Source organism: Paenibacillus sp. FSL F4-0100 (genome assembly GCF_037993005.1).
Lineage (GTDB): Bacteria > Bacillota > Bacilli > Paenibacillales > Paenibacillaceae > Paenibacillus_AQ.
Genome location: NZ_CP150303.1, coordinates 6,819,928 through 6,836,805 on the forward strand (window position 1 = coordinate 6,819,928; position 16,878 = coordinate 6,836,805).

Consider the following 16,878-nt stretch of genomic DNA (forward strand, 5'->3'; position numbering starts at 1 on the left):
AACTTTGCCTCCTTCTAGCCTTTAACGGCTCCAATGGTGATGCCTTGCAGGAAATAGCGCTGAAGCGAGAAGAACAGGATCATCATCGGCAGTGCCGCGACGGTTGCTCCAGCCATAAGTGCGCCGAAATCGGTCGTGTCCGCATAAACGAAGGAAGCCAGACCGACTTGAATGGTCCTCATTTCCGTCGAATTTGTCACGAGGAAGGGCCAGAAGAAATCGTTCCAGGATGCAACGAACGTGAAAATCGCCAGCACGGCAAGACCCGGTTTAGCCATCGGAAGAATGACTTTCCAGAAGATGCCGAATTCCCCGCAAGCGTCGATACGCGCTGCATGAATCAGAGAGGTAGGCAGCGATGACATGTACTGCTTCATCAAGAAAATATTGCCCACGCTTACAATGCCGGGAAGAAGTATAGCTGTGTATGTATTCCCGAGATCAAATACGTCAATCATCAAAATATAGAGCGGAATCAGCGTCACTTGCGCCGGGATCATCATCGTGCTGAGCAAAACCCAAAATACCGCTTTGTTCCCTGGGAACTTCAGCTTCGCAAAGGCATACCCTGCGAGTGAGGCCAGGAATACGTTGGTCACCGTCAGGATGGACGAGATCAATAAGGAGTTAAAGAGCCATCTCATGACGTTGGTTTTGCCAAAAAAACGCTCGTACGGGGCCACGGAAAATACGTCCGGAATCATTTTCGGGATAAACGAAGCCGCTGATTTGGTGTCCTGCACAGAGCCAATCAACATCCAGTACATCGGAATGATCGTCAGAACGCTCCATACCACCAAGATGACCGAAGCCACAATCAGCATGATCAATTTTGATCTTGATTTCATAGGTGCACCCCCTTTTAGCTTCAGAAATATGCATTAATACTCCACGTCGGACGAGAAGTATTTGAACTGAATGATGGAAATGACAATAATCAATGCGGCTAATACAAAAGATTGCGCTGCTGCGAGTCCAAATTCATAGAAGTTGAAGGCGGTGCTGTAAATCAGGTAGGCGATGGTTGTCGTCGCGAAGTTCGGACCGCCCTGCGTCATCAGATACACCGAGATAAATACCTGGAAGGACGTAATGACACCCGTCACCAGCAGATACAACGTGGTTGGTTTCATCAGCGGCCACGTAATGCGCCAGAATTTGGACCAACCGCTGGCATGGTCAATATCCGCAGCTTCATAGAGCGATTTGGGAATTCCGCCCATGGCAGCCAAATACAGAATAATGCCCGCACCATGAGAACCGAGCCAGTTCATCAAGATGAGCGAAAAGAGTGCGGTGTTCGATTTGCCGAGCCATATGACCGGGTCTAATCCGAACAATCCAATGAAGCGATTCAACAGCCCCGCATGGGTCGGATCGTAAATCGCGAGCCATACGACCGAGATGGTGACGCCGGAAGCAACGGCCGGCAAATACATCGTAGCCTTGAAGAACGTCTGCCATTTATTCTTCATCTGAAAAATAAAAAAGGATAACGCATACGTGATGACAATGTTAACCGGAACGGTACCGATCGTGAATAAAACCGTATTCCTCATGGATTTCCAGAACACTTCATCCTGTACCATCCGTGTGTAATTGTCCGTTCCAATCCATTCGGAGCCCATCACGCTATATTCCTGAAAGCTCATCAGAAAGGCGGAGGCGACCGGGTAAAGCGTAAATATCAAGAACAACAGTACGGGAGCCAGAATGAATAAATACGCCCATCCATATTCGCGTAGATAACCCTTCATTGGGGGACGCGAGGGCCGGGTTTGCGCCGGGGCAGTCTGCATTTGATTTCCTCCTTTGCGCACAGGTGAAGTATTTTCATGAAGCCTTTTGAAGCCTGGAGTGGTTGGTTTAAAAAGGGAGTGACCCGTTTTGTTCCTGCTAAGGACAACGGGACACCCCCTTATAACTTCAATTACTGTCCTAAAATTTGTTTGCCTTTATCCTTGAAGTCCTGCGCGATCTGCTCCGGTGTCTTCTCTCCCGAGAACAGCGCCTGAATGTTCGGCTTCACCACTTGCTCCTTGAACTTCTTCTGGTTGCCTGAGGCATCTGCATCGAGGTTCAGGGTCACCGGAATTTCTTTGAAGTTTGCGAAAATTTCCGCTGCTTTAATTGTGGATTCCGTACCGAGTCCTTTGCCTTCATAAAACTCCGCTTGGGATTTACGAACGAAAGGCAACACCAGTTCATTCGCGGAATTACCGGCTTTCGCACCGCTCAGTCCTTCCATAATCAGGAACGTGTTCTTCGCATGCTCTTCGCCTTTATCCTTCTTCTGTTTGAAAGCGACATAGCCTTCACCAAACATGGATGTCTTGCGCTCCGCCCCGTCATTATGCGGAACCGGCAGCAGGACGAACTCGATTTTCGCGCCTTGGACCGTACCGCTGTCAATATCCTTCGCGCGGTTCTGAAGCATCACATCGTAGTAAGGAATCGCTTTGGACACAACCGCGGCTTCCTCTGCATAGAACAGATCCATCCGTTTCGCCGGCGTAATCGCGGCAGTCTCGGCAGGCAAATGTCCGGCTTTCATCAGATCGGACACGAATGTCATCGTGTCCAGAATCCGCTCGTCGTTCCATTGGAACTCGCCTTTATCGTTCAGAACGTCCGGCATGCCGTTGCTGCGTGTCAGCATTTCCATGAAGTCCAGGGAAGTACCGTCCGTCACCAGCGCATACTGCGTATTTCCGTTCGGGAGCTTCTTGGTCAGCTTCTCGGCAGCTGCCTTAAATTCGGTCCAAGTCCAGCCGTTCTCTTGAATAGCCTTCCAGTCGATGCCTGCTTCTTCAAGAATCTTCTTGTTGCCGCCCCAAGCCCAGAGGGATTGGTACAGCGGAAGTCCATATTGTTTGCCCTGGATTTGGCCCAGCTCAAGCGTTCCCGGCAGGTAGTCGTTTTTGATCTCGTCTGTAATATAAGGGGAAAGCTCCAGTGCAAGGCCCGTATCCACATAAGCTCCATCCACTGCGTGGAAATAGAGGTCAGGCGGGTTACCCGCATTCAAGGCCACGTCGAACTTCTTCGGACCTTCAGCCCAGGAGAGCACTTCGGTTTGGACCGTAATGTGCGGATATTTTTCTTTCAGATCCGCCACATGCTCTTTCAACTCATCTTCGTATTTACCATGAACCGGATAAGTCCAGACGACAACCGTATCCTGCTTCGGTGCGGCCTCACCGTTTCCTTCCGATGTGGTCCCGGATCCGCCTTCCGGAGTCTTTGCCCCACCGGATCCGCCGCAAGCTGCGGTAAACACGAGCATCAAAGAAGCCAACAATGTAAGCCAACCTTTTTTCTTCATGTACTACTCCCCTTATCATTTATATATTTGTGGTTTTCGCTATCAACTACAACCGCTTGATCGCTTGCCGACTCTCATCCAGGTATTTCACTGAATTCTCGTAATTCCGGCTGGCGACGCCAAGATATAAAATATCGATAAGATTAAGCTGCGTAATACGAGAGGACATCGCGCCACTGCGAATCTCGTTCTCCGTGGAAGAGGTGTACAAGGGAATGTCTACCGATCGGCTCAAGGTAGAATCACCGTATTTGGTAATGCCAATCGTCTTGCACCCCTTCTCCCTCGCAATGGCTGCTGCGCGGATCACTTCATCCGTTTCACCGGAGTAGGAAATGCATACGGCCGTATCATCTGGCGTCAGCAGTACCGCCGAGGTGAGCTGAACATGTGGATCCGGAAAAGATATGCATACCTTATTAATCCGCAAAAATTTCTGTTGAGCATCCATCCCGATCAGATTGGAAGCCCCTACCCCGAACATGAAAATGCGCTTCGATTGATCGAGGGCCAGAACGGCCTCTTCTACCTTCCCTTCCTCCATAATCTTCATCGTATCCCGAATCGACTGAATGTTGTTGTTCGAGACGTTCTGTATAATTGCAGAAATGCTGTCATTGGGCCGGATATCCTGATACCCGGTGGCTAATGGCTCCTGCAAGTCTCCAGCTACCTTCAGCTTCAGATCCTGATAGCCTTTGAAACCCATCGTTTTGCACAGGCGTACTATGGCAGCCTGACTGGAACCGCTTCGGACTGCAAGATCCGCGACCGACATCTGTATCATCTCTGCCGGTTCCTGCAAAATGAAGGCTGCAACTTTGCGCTCGGACGGATTTAATGAATCATACACCTCACGCAATCGAACCAATCCGCCGTTCATTTCTTGCCCCCCTTTACAAATAATCCTCTGATGATCACCCATATGTAATATTACTTTACACAACTTGAACGAAAGCATGACTGGTATCGCTTTCAATATCAGTGGATTGAGTTTATTATAAATTGTATGAAATTATATTTCAATACATAATTCATGATTTAAAATTTTATTTTACAACACTTCTGTTTTCTCCTATACTGGTTATAGAAAGCGAAGTGGTTCAATATGGAAATTTTTATCGGTGTGGATGGTGGCGGTACCAAGACCGAAGCAACCGCTATCAACAGCGCTGGAGAAGTGTTGTCCCGGTTTACCGGAGGTTCCACCAATCCCTACATTGTAACCTTTGATAAAGCGATGGAGGAACTCCGAACGGTGTTGGATGGGCTTCTGGCACCTCTTTTTAATAAGTCATTAATATTTACATCAATATGTCTTGGAATGTCAGGCATAAGCTCTGCAGAAGAACGACGTCGTGTTCAGTCCTTCCTTCATTCCTATTTCCAGCAGCGGCAGCTCTCGATGCGTATTTACATGCGCTCGGAAGCCGAAATTTCATTAATGGCCGTACTGGAACGTCAGTATGGAATACTTGCGATCTCGGGAACCGGATCCAATACCTATGCTATAACCAAATCGGGAGACATCCACCGCGTCGGTGGCTGGGGACATCTTCTCGGAGACGAAGGCAGCGGCTATCAGATCGGACTTCAGGCTCTAAAATCTGTCATTAAGAGCCACGAGGGCATTTTGCCACCCACCATCATGAGCAGCCTGATTGTTGCAGCCTATCCTCTCCAGCATATTACCGATCTCAAATCTTACATTTACCAGCCCGCTATAACGAAACAGGATATCGCTTCCTTCGCCCGCTGCTGCATAGAAGCAGCCGAAGCCGGTGATGAAGCGGCAAACCGTATCATCCGGCAGCAGGCAGAAGAACTGGCCGATACAACAAGCGCTCTCATCAGGCGGCAAGCTGAATTCGCAGAGAGTGAACTCGTGCGGATCGGCTCGATCTTCAAACATTCGCAATCGTTTCGGGAAACGTACACCAGCATTCTGCTAACGCGTTATCCCCGCCTCCGGTTCCCCGAAGGAAATCGTGAACGTACACCCGCCCATGGCGCGGCCCTGTTAGCCTGCAAGCTATTTACAGACGGCGTCTCTGACTTGCTGTAGCTTTACATCAGTGCCCGTCCATATTCCAAGGCAAAAAAGGAGACCTGTCTCATGACGAATATTCTAAGTCAATTGACAACCGAACAGCCTCATGAAAATACGCAGAACATTGATCAGTTGAGCTCAGAACAAATTATGATCCTCATCAATAGCGAGGATAGCCTGATCACCGATGCGATCCGCGAGCTTATTCCTCTTATAGCCAGAGCGGCAGATCTCGTAGTAGAAGCTTTCCAGAAGGGCGGCAGATTGTTCTATATAGGTGCCGGAACCAGCGGTCGAATCGGGATTCTGGATGCATCCGAGTGTCCGCCTACCTACGGGACAGACCCTTCTATGGTGCAGGGATTGATCGCCGGTGGTTTCAGAGCCGTTAAGGAAGCTATCGAAGGTGCCGAGGATAGCGAGGAGTTAGGTGAACAGGATATCCATGAAAACGGGATCAACGAGAAGGATGTTGTCATCGGCATCGCTGCAAGCGGCCGCACGCCCTATGTTCTTGGTGCAATGAGACGCGCCAAGGAGTGTGGAGCCGTTGTCATCGGACTCTGTAATAACTACGAATCGCCGATGCATCAGTACGCGGATTTTGTGATCGAAGCTGTTGTCGGACCGGAAGTGATCATGGGCTCCACGCGGATGAAGGCCGGTACTTCGCAAAAGCTGATTCTGAACATGCTGACAACGACCGCCATGATTCGAATCGGCAAAGTGTACAAAAACCTAATGGTCGACCTCAACCCGTCCAATAACAAGCTTGTGCATCGCGCCAAACGCATCATCACCCTGGCAACGGGAGCATCTGAGGATGCTGTTGAGAAGGCATACCATGAATCCGGCGCCCATGTCAAAACCGCCATCGTGATGCTTCTGGCTAATGTCAATGCCGCAGAAGCGTCCAAACTCCTTGACGGTACCAGCGGATTTGTTCGCAGCGCGATCGATATGAAAACAACGAAGTAGCATATTTCGTGCTTCTATGGCCTATCATGAACATCGATCGTAAAATGAAACGGGATATCCCAAGATCATGTTGATCTGGAGATATCCCGTTTAGTTGTTCGCCAGCATGGACCTTCATTTACTGTTAGTCGTCACCATACTAATGGGCCGATTGGTCTCGTCGTTCCTTGTAGTCCGATCATGCCCTTATCGGATCAATCAGATTTAGCCTCACTCATAGAACCGAGCCTTCTTGAAATGTATAAGTTCATCGACCCTTGCCCGACTTCCAACCTACCTGTTGTTCACTCCATGCCCACAGGCGAGCGGCAAGTTTCGGATCCCTTGCCTTCTCGGTGGTCTTGGCTGGTTTGCATTTAACGTAATATTCCCCTGTCACATGCTCTACTTCAGGGCTTGAAGCCAAGTAAATCGCTGTCCGCGCACCTTCCTGCGCGGTTAGAAAGAACGGACCAAGCAGCTTATGGACCGCTTTGCCAAAGCCTGTATCCCGGTTCACGCCAATGCTGGTACTCACTGCACCGGGATGGAGCGCATTGACCGTTACCTTTGTCGGCTGCAGCCGACGAGCCAGCTCTTTCGTAAATAAAATATTCGCCAATTTGGACTGCGCATAACCTTTGACCACATTGAATCCTTTACCGAGATTAGGGTCATCCAAGTGGATGCTGCCCACTTTGTGTGCGCCAGAGGATACGTTCACAACCCTCCCCTGGCGGGCACGCTGAAGAGGCTCCAGGAGCTCGTTCGTCAGTAAAAAATGCCCCAGATGATTGACCCCCATCATGGCTTCATATCCGTCCTGCGTCAATTCCCGCTTGAGGGTGACCACACCCGCGTTGTTTACCAATACATCGAGCCTGTCGTATTTGGCCATAAAGTCGGAAGCAAAAACTCTGATGCTATCAAAAGAGCCCAAATCCAATGTCATCAGCTCAATTTTCGAGCTGCCGCTCTCTTGTAACGCTTGCCGAAGAGCCGCTTCTCCTCTGGCTTTGCTCCGACAAGCCATGACGACGTGCCCTCCCCCTTTGGCCAGCTCCACGGTTGTCGCCAGGCCCATTCCGGAGTTCGCTCCTGTCACGATGATGATTTTCCCTGTCATGTCATTCATCCACAGACCTCCTGCTTCGTATACCTTCTACCATTGTAATAAAAAAAACGTCTATCGACGTACTTTCTCAGAAGACAGACCGCATTTAGCGGAAGTTTTTCTTGCGAGATAAGGATGGTAAGCCTCTGAAGTTTATACTTTCTTATCTCTAAAAAAAAGTCCCGCCACCAACATCCATTTGGAGACGAGACTTTAATAACGTACTGGATAAAGCTTATGGCAGGCTTAAACGCCTCAAGCACCGCCATTCATCGCAAGTATGATGGCAGCCAGACCGAAACAGAGATTCAGCAAGCACAGAAATACTAGTGTCTGCTTCTGATTGAGTCCCGTTGCCAGTAAACGATAATGCGCCTGGGATGCATCGGCCTGATAGATCGGCTTCGACTGAAGCATTCTGCGGATGACTACGATGATATTATCGAAGATCGGCACGCCCAGTGCGAAGATTGGAACGAATAAGGACGCCAGGGTTGCCCCTTTAAACGCACCATCCAGAGCAATAATCCCTAGTATGAACCCAAGGAAAGTGGCTCCGGCATCCCCCATAAACACTCTGGCCGGCGGCTTGTTGTACTTTAGATATCCTAGCGCGGCACCTACAAGAATGACAGCGAGGAGCGCGGACTCGCCTCTGCCCAGTGTAATCGCCACAACAAACAGCGTACCTCCGGATATGGCGGAGAGTCCTCCGGCAAGACCGTCGATGCCATCCGAGAAATTAATGACTGTCGTTACACCGAAAATCCACAGAATCGTTAAGATGAGCTGCAGCCATTCCGGCAGGTTAATATACTGACCCGTAAACGGATTGTTGAATCCTTCAAACGCGATGCCATAGCTGTATACAACGACGGCTGCGCTGACCTGTACAATGAGCTTCGGCAGCGATGCCAGCTCCTTGCCCTGGGACTTATACCAATCGTCCACGAGGCCAATCCCGAGAATCAAGGCGCTACCGATAAAGATACCTACCGCTTCCCTTGAAATGACGCCGGTAAGTGCAAAATAAGTGATGAAAAATCCGATAAATATGGCGATTCCCGCCGTCAGCGGTATCGGCTCGCGGTGTATTTTCCGCTCGCTGTCCGGCCTTGGCTTGTCCACAAAATCAAGCTTGATCGCAAGCTTGCGAAATGGCGGAATCAGGACCAATACCAGCACCATAGATATGACAAACGCTGCAAAATATAGCATAGTTTCCTCCCAATAAATGATGAATAATGGAGAACATTGCAATCTAAGTATATGACTTATATCGAACTCTATCAACCTATTAGAAAGAAAAAGACTGCTGCATCAGTAGAATTTCTACTTAGCAGCAGCCCTCCCGGACTTTACAGGTTAAGACTCCTTCTTCACCGCAAGTCCGATGATCATAACGATAAGTGCCAGCAAAGCAATCAACTGATCGATGGTCATGGCCAAAAGCCTCCTTCAAGCAGGATGACTCTTGCCCGGGCTACACATCTCCCTCTCCCGTTAAATGCCTTACGTTTTCCCCACTACCATCTTATGAGGGCTTCCACCCGTTTTATGACGGGGCCCGCCAAAAAAACCTGCCCCCGTTTATAAAAAACGGGAGGCAGGTTTCCAGCTTAGCTTTGAAAATGAGGCACTGATATAGGGATGAGCGATTCGCACGAGCAGTGGGTGCTCACCCTGTTGTCCTCAGTGTTCCGTTTATGACATCGCTTCGGATTAAGGCTTCACCTTACTCCGTCACAATGTCATAAATCAATACTGGCGCATCCGCATGATCTGCAATCCGAATGCTCTCATACAGCTTCTGCTTCACGTCATCTACGTTCTCGCGGTTAGCATGAATGGTTACAAGGGAATCGCCCTTCTTCACGGCATCGCCGACCTTCTTGTTCAGCATCAGGCCTACAGCCAAGTCAATCTCGGATTCCTTCGTTGCACGACCGGCTCCAAGCAGCATCGCTGCGGTACCGATCTCATCCGCTACTAGCTCCGCGACAACACCATCCTGCTGTGCAGGAAGCTCAATCAGATACTGCGCCTTCGGCAGTCGGTCGGGGTGATCCACCACGGACGGATCTCCGCCCTGGTTCTGGATGAATTCCTTGAATTTCTCCAATGCCTTGCCGTTGCGGATAACCTCTCTTAACATCTCTTCGGCATCTTCAAGCGAATCTGCCTTTTGAGCAAGGAAAACCATCTGCCGGCCTAGAGCCAGGCACAGCTCCTCCAGATCCTTCGGACCCTCGCCGCGAAGCGCATCGATTGCTTCCTGTACTTCCAGCGAATTGCCGATCGCAACCCCAAGCGGCTGACTCATATCGGAAATGACGGCCATCGTTTTGCGGCCGACATTGTTGCCAATGCTAACCATGGCGTGTGCCAATTCCCTGGCATCCTCCACGGTTTTCATGAACGCGCCTGCTCCGGTTTTAACATCCAGTACAATCGCATCCGAGCCTGCAGCAATCTTCTTGCTCATAATGGAGCTAGCAATCAGCGGAATGGAATTAACGGTAGCCGTCACATCCCGAAGCGCATACAGTTTTTTGTCCGCCGGGGTGAGGTTCCCGGTTTGGCCGATGACGGCGATTTTATGTTGATTCACAAGGTTCACAAATTCATCTTTGCTGATCTCCACATGAAATCCTTCAATAGACTCCAGCTTGTCAATCGTTCCTCCGGTATGGCCGAGGCCGCGTCCGGACATCTTCGCTACGGGAATATCCAGTGCCGCTACAAGCGGAGCCAGAACGAGTGTCGTGGTGTCGCCTACGCCCCCGGTGGAGTGTTTATCAACCTTGATTCCCTCAATTGCGGACAGATCAATCGTTTCTCCGGAGTTTACCATTGCCATCGTCAGGTCCGCCCGCTCCCGATCGGTCATGTCCTGGAAATAAATCGCCATGTTCATGGCGCTCACCTGATAGTCAGGAATATCTCCCTTGGTATATCCGTCGATGAAGAAATTGATCTCTTCTGTTGTCAGTTCCTTGCCGTCTCGTTTCTTCGCAATTAAATCAACCATTCTCATCGTACATTCTCCTCACTGTTTGCGATGATTGTGTTCCTTCCACGGGCATCACTACAAATGCGGATTGTTCTTCCAATCGCTGTTGCCCCGCTTCACTTCTCCAAAACAATTCCGCCTGCTTCGTTGGGACAGTTTCCTTACAACGAAATCGCCGTATCCAACGCGACTTCCATCATCTCGTTAAACGTCGTTTGGCGCTCCTCGGACGAAGTCTCTTCCCCTGTCAGCAAGTGGTCACTTACAGTCAGGATCGTCAGAGCATTTACGCCGAAGCGTGCGGCAATCGTGTAGAGGGCCGTTGTTTCCATCTCTACGCCCAGCACGCCGTGCTGCATCAGCTTCTCAACCACTGATTTGTCCTCACGGTAGAACACATCGGACGTGAACACATTACCGACATGCATCTTAAGGCCTTTCTCCTTGCCGCGCTCATACGCGCCGAGCAACAGCGGGAAGCTGGCGATCGGGGAGAAATCATAACCGTTAAAGTGGTGACGGTTCATGCCGGAATCCGAGCAAGCCGCCTGGGCCAGGATAACGTCGCGCACACGAACGTGCTCTTGCATCGCACCGCATGTTCCGACACGGAACAAATTTTTGACGCCATAATCCCGGATGAGTTCATTGACATAAATCCCGATGGAAGGCACGCCCATGCCCGAACCTTGAACGGAGATGCGTTTTCCTTTGTAGGTTCCCGTAAATCCGAGCATGCCCCGCACTTCGTTGTAGCAGGTCACATCCTCCAGATACGTCTCGGCAATAAATTTAGCTCGCAACGGGTCGCCTGGCAGCAGAATCGACTCCGCAATATCTCCTGGTTTCGCTCCAATATGTGTACTCATGTCCCATTCCTCCACATTTTCGATTATTTCAAATCATTCAAAAAGCTTGTTCCTTGCTCTGGCAGCTTCACGCCAAAGTTGTCGGCAACCGTGGCGCCAAGGTCAGCAAAGGTCTTGCGAAGCGGAAGTTCCTTACCCTCCGCAAAACGTGGAGAATAAACAAGCAGCGGTACGTATTCACGCGTATGGTCCGTTCCTTTGTAAGTCGGATCATTCCCGTGGTCGGCCGTGATGATCAGTAGATCCTTTTCCGTCATTTTCTCAAATACCTCGGGCAGGCGCTGATCGTAATCCTCCAACGCTTGGCCATATCCTTTTGGATCGCGTCGGTGTCCGTATACCGCATCGAAATCCACGAGGTTCAGGAAGCTCAGTCCCTTGAAGGATTCACCCAGGGTTTGCACCATTTTGTCCATGCCGTCCATATTCGATACGGTTCTGACTGCCTTCGTAATGCCTTCGCCATCAAAAATATCGGAGATTTTACCAAGAGCAATGACTTCTAGACCAGCATCTTTCATTTCGTTCATCGTGGTACGTCCGAAAGGCTTCAAGGCATAGTCATGCCGATTCGCCGTACGCTTGAAGCTCCCCACCTCGCCAATGAACGGACGCGCGATGATCCGGCCGAGCATATAAGGATCTTCCAGCGTGATTTCGCGGCAGAATTCGCAGATTTCGTACAGCTCTTTCAGTGGAACGATATCCTCATGCGCAGCGATTTGAAGCACGGAGTCCGCCGAGGTATAGATGATCAAAGCCCCCGTTTTTACGTGCTCTTCGCCAAGCTCTTCGATAATCTCCGTTCCGCTGGCCGGCTTGTTGCCGATGACCTTGCGTCCGGTCTTCTCTTCAATGCGCTGGATCAGCTCATCCGGGAATCCGTCCGGGAACACGCGGAATGGCGTATCGATATACAAGCCCATGATCTCCCAGTGACCCGTCATGGTATCTTTGCCATTCGAAGCTTCCTGCATCTTCGTATAGTAAGCCCGAGGTTTGTCCGCGACAGGGACTCCCTCGATCTCCCGAATGTTGGACAGCCCGAGCGCTGCCATATTCGGCATGTTGAGCCCGCCGCATTCGCGGGCGATATGACCCAGCGTGTCGGATCCGACATCGTCAAAATCAGCCGCATCCGGTGCTTCACCGATACCTACAGAGTCCAATACGATCAAGTGAATTCGGTCAAAACGTTCCATATCCATTGCTCCCCCTCATATATGAGTTTTTAATCAAACTATCCATAAGGCTCGCTTGTAGTAGTCCTTCAAACCTGGCTTACAGGAACAGTCCGGTAATCGTGGCCGACAGCACGCTCACCAGCGTTGCGCCGTACAACAGCTTGAGACCAAAACGCGCAACCACGTTCCCCTGCTTCTCGTTCAGGCCTTTGACCGCGCCGGCAATGATGCCGATCGAGGAGAAGTTCGCAAAGGACACCAGGAATACCGATACGATACCCACGGTGCGTTCGGACATATTCGTGAAGTTGGCCAGATCGAGCATCGCAACGAACTCATTCGATACCAGCTTCGTAGCCATGATGCTGCCTGCATCCACTGCTTCTTTCCAAGGCACGCCCATAACAAAAGCAAATGGAGCAAAAATATATCCTAACAGCTCCTGGAAGGTGATTCCGAATATAATATCAAAAATGCCGTTGATCATCGCGATTAAAGCAACGAAACCAAGGAGCATCGCTGCAACGGTAATCGCTACCTTGAAACCGTCCATGATGTACTCGCCCAGCATCTCGAAGAAGGATTGCTTCTCCTCTTCTTGCACCTCCAGGATATCCTCTTCCTTATCCACCTTGTAAGGATTGACGATGGAAGCAATGATAAATCCGCCAAACAGGTTCAGTACAAGCGCGGTCACCACGTACCGTGGCTCGATCATGCTCATGTAAGCACCGACGATCGACATCGATACCGTGGACATCGCGGAAGCACAGAGCGTATACATACGGTGCTTCGGAATTAAGGCGATCTGTTTTTTTACCGAAATAAAAACTTCGGATTGCCCCAGAATCGCTGAAGCTACCGCGTTGTAAGACTCCAGCTTACCCATGCCGTTGACTTTACTCAAGACGAGACCGATATATCTTACGATAAACGGCAGCACCTTAATATATTGAAGTATACCAATCAACGCGGAAATAAACACGATTGGCAGCAGGACATTCAAGAAGAACGGACCATTACCTTCAATGGCAAAGCCGCCAAATACAAACCCGATTCCGGCTCCGGCGTAGTCAAGCAGCGCTTTAAACGTATTCGCTATCCCTTTAACAAGATACTCGCCGACATTGGTGTTCAGCAGTATAAATCCAAGGATCAGTTGCAGCCCAATCATGACAGCCAGCGGACGGTAACGGATGTGGCGCTTATCATTGCTGACAAGGAACGCAAGACCGAATACGACCAGCAAACCTAGTATGGCGATTAAATATTTCATCGTCGTTGTTCCCCCAAAGGTGAATTTTTTGATATTACTCGGCTACCGAATCATCGACAATCGAAAATGGCCAAGACATTAGTAGGATGAGCTGGATTGGCCGCCCTCCATGATTTTCACGCCGCAGCTCGCACCGATACGCGTTGCACCCGCTTCGATCATGCGGTCCATGTCTTCCTTGCTGCGTACGCCGCCGGAAGCCTTCACACCGGTGTTCTCGCCAACGGTCTTGCGCATCAGGGCAACGTCTTCCGGCGTCGCTCCGCCCGTGGAGAACCCTGTTGACGTCTTCACGAAATCGGCTCCCGCTTGCACAGACAGCTTGCTTGCACGCACCTTTTCTTCCTCCGTCAGAAGGCTTGTCTCAATGATGACTTTAACCAGAGCTTTGCCTTTCGCCGCGTCCACTACAGCCTGAATATCGTTCAGTACAAACTCATCGTTACGATCTTTAAGCGCTCCAATGTTGATTACCATATCAACCTCTTTGGCCCCGTTAGCGATAGCGTCCTTCGCTTCAAAAGCTTTTACCGCGGATGTCGCAGCTCCCAGTGGGAAACCGATGACCGTGCATACTTTGACGTTGGTGTCCGCTAGCTGCTCAGCACAGTAGGATACCCAAGTCGGGTTCACACAAACCGAAGCAAATCCGTACTTTTTGGCCTCATCCGTAATTTTCGTAATCTCGGCTTGGGTTGCATCCGCCTTCAAGAGCGTGTGGTCGATCATTCCTGCTATATTCATCTGGTTAAAACACTCCTTAATCTGTTTTTTTTTTGCAATCTTGTAAAAGCGCTATCATAACGCTTAATCCTTTAGACGGGACCATCATATCACAGACCTGAACATATGTAAAATACATATTGAAAATATGTTCATTCCCATTTATTTCAATGATATATATCATTGTTCGCTGATCGACAATTCATCATTCAGGAACAATCTAACAATTCATTCCTTTTACTATGCTCTATACCCGATCAAGGTAAACATAAACAGAAAAGAAGCCCCTCTTCCTGTATAGAGAGCTAATTTCAACGCATTAAAAAACACCTCATCCAGGCGAGCGCGAAGCTGTACCGGCTTCAAATCTCCCTAAAACGAGGTGTCTATTTCATTATCCACATCAATTTGAGCATTTCATGATAACAAGGCTTGCGCCGTGAACTGGTCCGTCACCAGGATGTTTGCATATTTACCGACCAGCGCCGCTCGAATGGCATCTACCTTTCGCTGCCCGCCTGCGACGAGAATGGATTTTTCCTTGTGCCGAAGATCATCCAAATCGATGCCCACCGTACGATTGTTAATATTCTCGCTGCACACCCTGCCCTCCGCATCAAAAAACCGAGAGCAAATATCGCCCGCACCGATCTTCTGCAGCAGCTTCTGTTCTTCCTTGCTAAGATAGCCGAGCCTAAACAGAAGTGCGTCCTCATGAACAGTACCGACCGTGAACATGGCGATGTTGGCTTGTTTGCCTAATTGGATAATCCGCTGGATATGCCGGTCTCGCTCCACCATTTCTTTCAGCTCAGTGGTATCAAAGATGACGGGCAGCGGCAAATATCTCGCCATCGTGTGGTACGCCTCAGCAAACAGATTGACAATCTCGGCGGCGTACGTGTTCACATGCGAGTGGCTGACACCGCCCTTCAACTGCACGACCTCTACGCCCCGAACGGGCTTCTGCTGCAGCTGAAGTGCCACGGCATGCATGGTCGTTCCCCAGGTCACGCCGATAATATCAGCATCCTGAACCGTTTCATGAAGGTAATCGGCTGCCCTTTTGCTGATATGCTTCTGAATTTCGCGGTATTCATTGATGGGGGAATAACTCACCAGCACCTGTTCCAGTTCGTACTTCTTCTTCACTCCTTCGCCCAAAGCGTCCAGGTCCTCGAGAGGGTCCACAATGCTGATCTGCACATAGCCCTGCTCCTTGGCGTGCTGAAGCAGCCTGGAGACCGTAGGACGTGAAACGCCGAGTCTTGTCGCGATATCCTGCTGGCTGTAATCCGACATATAGTACAATCTTGCCGCCTCAATGCTAAGGCGCTGTTTATCCTGATCCATGATCCAACCCACTTTTATTTATGTCGTAACCGAATTGGGTACATTATAACGTGATCTGACACAAAATTCGATAGCGAGTTGGAGCTGGCATATATCTTGAACTAAGGTTACCCCAGTCTGATCAAAACCGCAGATTTATCGTCAGACAATTTAAATCGTGGATAGGTAATACATTCCGGATCGCTATGTTCCAACGCCACCAGCCAATCGGCATACTCTTTCAGTCCCCGCGACTTAATATTGCGGAACAAAATTTCCTCTGAGGTCCGTCTGCCCCCATTCACCAATTTTTCAGGATAATAGAGTCCGTCGGTATGCAGCAGCAGCTCCTCAAGCTGAATCCGGTTAATCTTGCCGTACTCAATAAAATCCTCCGCGTCCAAGCGTCCATTCAGAACGGAGTAGCCTCTGGCCGTATTCATTTTTTCTTTATTCTTGAGAATGCGGGGCTTCACCAACTCCCATAACTGATCCTTCGACTGGACTCCGGCCAGGACGGCCTGTTCCCAGATTAGCTTGGATTCATAATCAATATGCGCCACATGGTCCCGTGTCACCATGCGCACAGACCCGTCAGCATAGGCACCCATAATCATGCAGTCGCCTGATTGAGCATATTCGATATAATGGTCAGTAATCCGGATCACTGCAATTCCCGCCGTCCATAACTGATCCTTGGAATCGGTCGGTATGTCGTGCGCCTGCATTTCCACTCCCAATATGCGATTGGCCTCACGGGTCAACTGCTCCAGATTACGCTTTTCTTCCGGTGAAATCTGCTCAAAGTATCGCTTTAACAACTGCGAGGCAATCCGTCCGCCAGTCTCCCCCTCTGAGCCTCGAAACGGCACCAACGAAGTGGCACCGTCTATAACGCCGTATATCTGCAGCTGATCGTTGATAATAAGCGCATCCTCGTTCCAGATACCGCTCCCCTGTATCGACAAATTTTGCACTTTCATCATGTTTTCATATCCCTCCCACGGAGCTCCCCCGCATATGATCTCGTTCTCC

Annotated in this window: 15 protein-coding genes; 2 read left to right on the plus strand and 13 right to left on the minus strand. The window is 49.9% G+C overall.

Annotated elements, in window-relative coordinates; translation table 11 throughout:
- Nucleotides 1-14: 14 nt before the first annotated feature.
- The 4 genes from MHH48_RS30995 to MHH48_RS31010 all read right to left on the minus strand — a co-directional run bounded on the left by MHH48_RS30995 (nt 15) and on the right by MHH48_RS31010 (nt 4,208).
- Nucleotides 15-848 (minus strand): carbohydrate ABC transporter permease, encoded by an 834-nt coding sequence (locus MHH48_RS30995; RefSeq protein ID WP_076325335.1) that lies wholly within the window; start codon nt 846-848, stop codon nt 15-17.
- Between the two features lie 33 nt (nt 849-881).
- Nucleotides 882-1,799, minus strand: coding sequence for a sugar ABC transporter permease (locus MHH48_RS31000; RefSeq protein WP_076325334.1), 918 nt, complete (start codon nt 1,797-1,799; stop codon nt 882-884).
- 131 nt (nt 1,800-1,930) lie between these two features.
- Nucleotides 1,931-3,325, minus strand: a complete 1,395-nt coding sequence (locus MHH48_RS31005) for an extracellular solute-binding protein (RefSeq protein WP_076325333.1) — start codon at nt 3,323-3,325, stop codon at nt 1,931-1,933.
- Between the two features lie 46 nt (nt 3,326-3,371).
- Nucleotides 3,372-4,208 (minus strand): MurR/RpiR family transcriptional regulator, encoded by an 837-nt coding sequence (locus MHH48_RS31010; protein ID WP_076325332.1) that lies wholly within the window; start codon nt 4,206-4,208, stop codon nt 3,372-3,374.
- A gap of 225 nt (nt 4,209-4,433) precedes the next feature.
- Here MHH48_RS31010 and MHH48_RS31015 point away from each other — a divergent pair, with 225 nt between their 5' ends.
- Entirely contained in the window at nt 4,434-5,390 is a 957-nt protein-coding gene (locus MHH48_RS31015) for a BadF/BadG/BcrA/BcrD ATPase family protein (protein ID WP_076325331.1), read from the plus strand.
- A gap of 51 nt (nt 5,391-5,441) precedes the next feature.
- Complete coding sequence (gene murQ / locus MHH48_RS31020) at nt 5,442-6,353, plus strand: N-acetylmuramic acid 6-phosphate etherase (RefSeq protein WP_076325330.1); 912 nt, start codon at nt 5,442-5,444, stop codon at nt 6,351-6,353.
- 247 nt (nt 6,354-6,600) lie between these two features.
- On the opposite strand, the gene MHH48_RS31025 is transcribed toward murQ, so the two are convergent.
- From MHH48_RS31025 to MHH48_RS31065, 9 genes are all read right to left on the minus strand, one after another.
- Nucleotides 6,601-7,467, minus strand: coding sequence for an SDR family oxidoreductase (locus MHH48_RS31025; protein WP_179090715.1), 867 nt, complete (start codon nt 7,465-7,467; stop codon nt 6,601-6,603).
- Nucleotides 7,468-7,701: 234 nt separating this feature from the next.
- Nucleotides 7,702-8,664 carry an MraY family glycosyltransferase gene (locus MHH48_RS31030; RefSeq protein WP_076325329.1) on the minus strand — a complete coding sequence of 321 codons (963 nt, stop codon included), beginning with the start codon at nt 8,662-8,664 and terminating at the stop codon, nt 7,702-7,704.
- A 517-nt stretch (nt 8,665-9,181) separates the two neighbouring features.
- Nucleotides 9,182-10,483, minus strand: a complete 1,302-nt coding sequence (locus tag MHH48_RS31035; RefSeq protein WP_076325328.1) for a pyrimidine-nucleoside phosphorylase — start codon at nt 10,481-10,483, stop codon at nt 9,182-9,184.
- Between the two features lie 137 nt (nt 10,484-10,620).
- Entirely contained in the window at nt 10,621-11,328 is a 708-nt protein-coding gene (gene deoD / locus MHH48_RS31040) for a purine-nucleoside phosphorylase (RefSeq protein ID WP_076325327.1), read from the minus strand.
- Between the two features lie 23 nt (nt 11,329-11,351).
- The gene (deoB, locus tag MHH48_RS31045; RefSeq protein ID WP_076325326.1) at nt 11,352-12,530 is read right to left on the minus strand and encodes a phosphopentomutase; all 1,179 of its coding nucleotides are present in this window, start codon (nt 12,528-12,530) and stop codon (nt 11,352-11,354) included.
- Nucleotides 12,531-12,609: 79 nt separating this feature from the next.
- The gene (locus tag MHH48_RS31050) at nt 12,610-13,788 is read right to left on the minus strand and encodes a NupC/NupG family nucleoside CNT transporter (RefSeq protein WP_076325325.1); all 1,179 of its coding nucleotides are present in this window, start codon (nt 13,786-13,788) and stop codon (nt 12,610-12,612) included.
- A gap of 78 nt (nt 13,789-13,866) precedes the next feature.
- Nucleotides 13,867-14,532, minus strand: a complete 666-nt coding sequence (gene deoC / locus MHH48_RS31055; protein ID WP_076325324.1) for a deoxyribose-phosphate aldolase — start codon at nt 14,530-14,532, stop codon at nt 13,867-13,869.
- Between the two features lie 396 nt (nt 14,533-14,928).
- A complete protein-coding gene (locus MHH48_RS31060) occupies nt 14,929-15,864 on the minus strand; it encodes a sugar-binding transcriptional regulator (RefSeq protein WP_076325323.1) in 936 nt (311 codons plus the stop codon).
- A gap of 107 nt (nt 15,865-15,971) precedes the next feature.
- Nucleotides 15,972-16,829, minus strand: coding sequence for a protein phosphatase 2C domain-containing protein (locus tag MHH48_RS31065; protein ID WP_083659799.1), 858 nt, complete (start codon nt 16,827-16,829; stop codon nt 15,972-15,974).
- Nucleotides 16,830-16,878 lie beyond the last annotated feature (49 nt).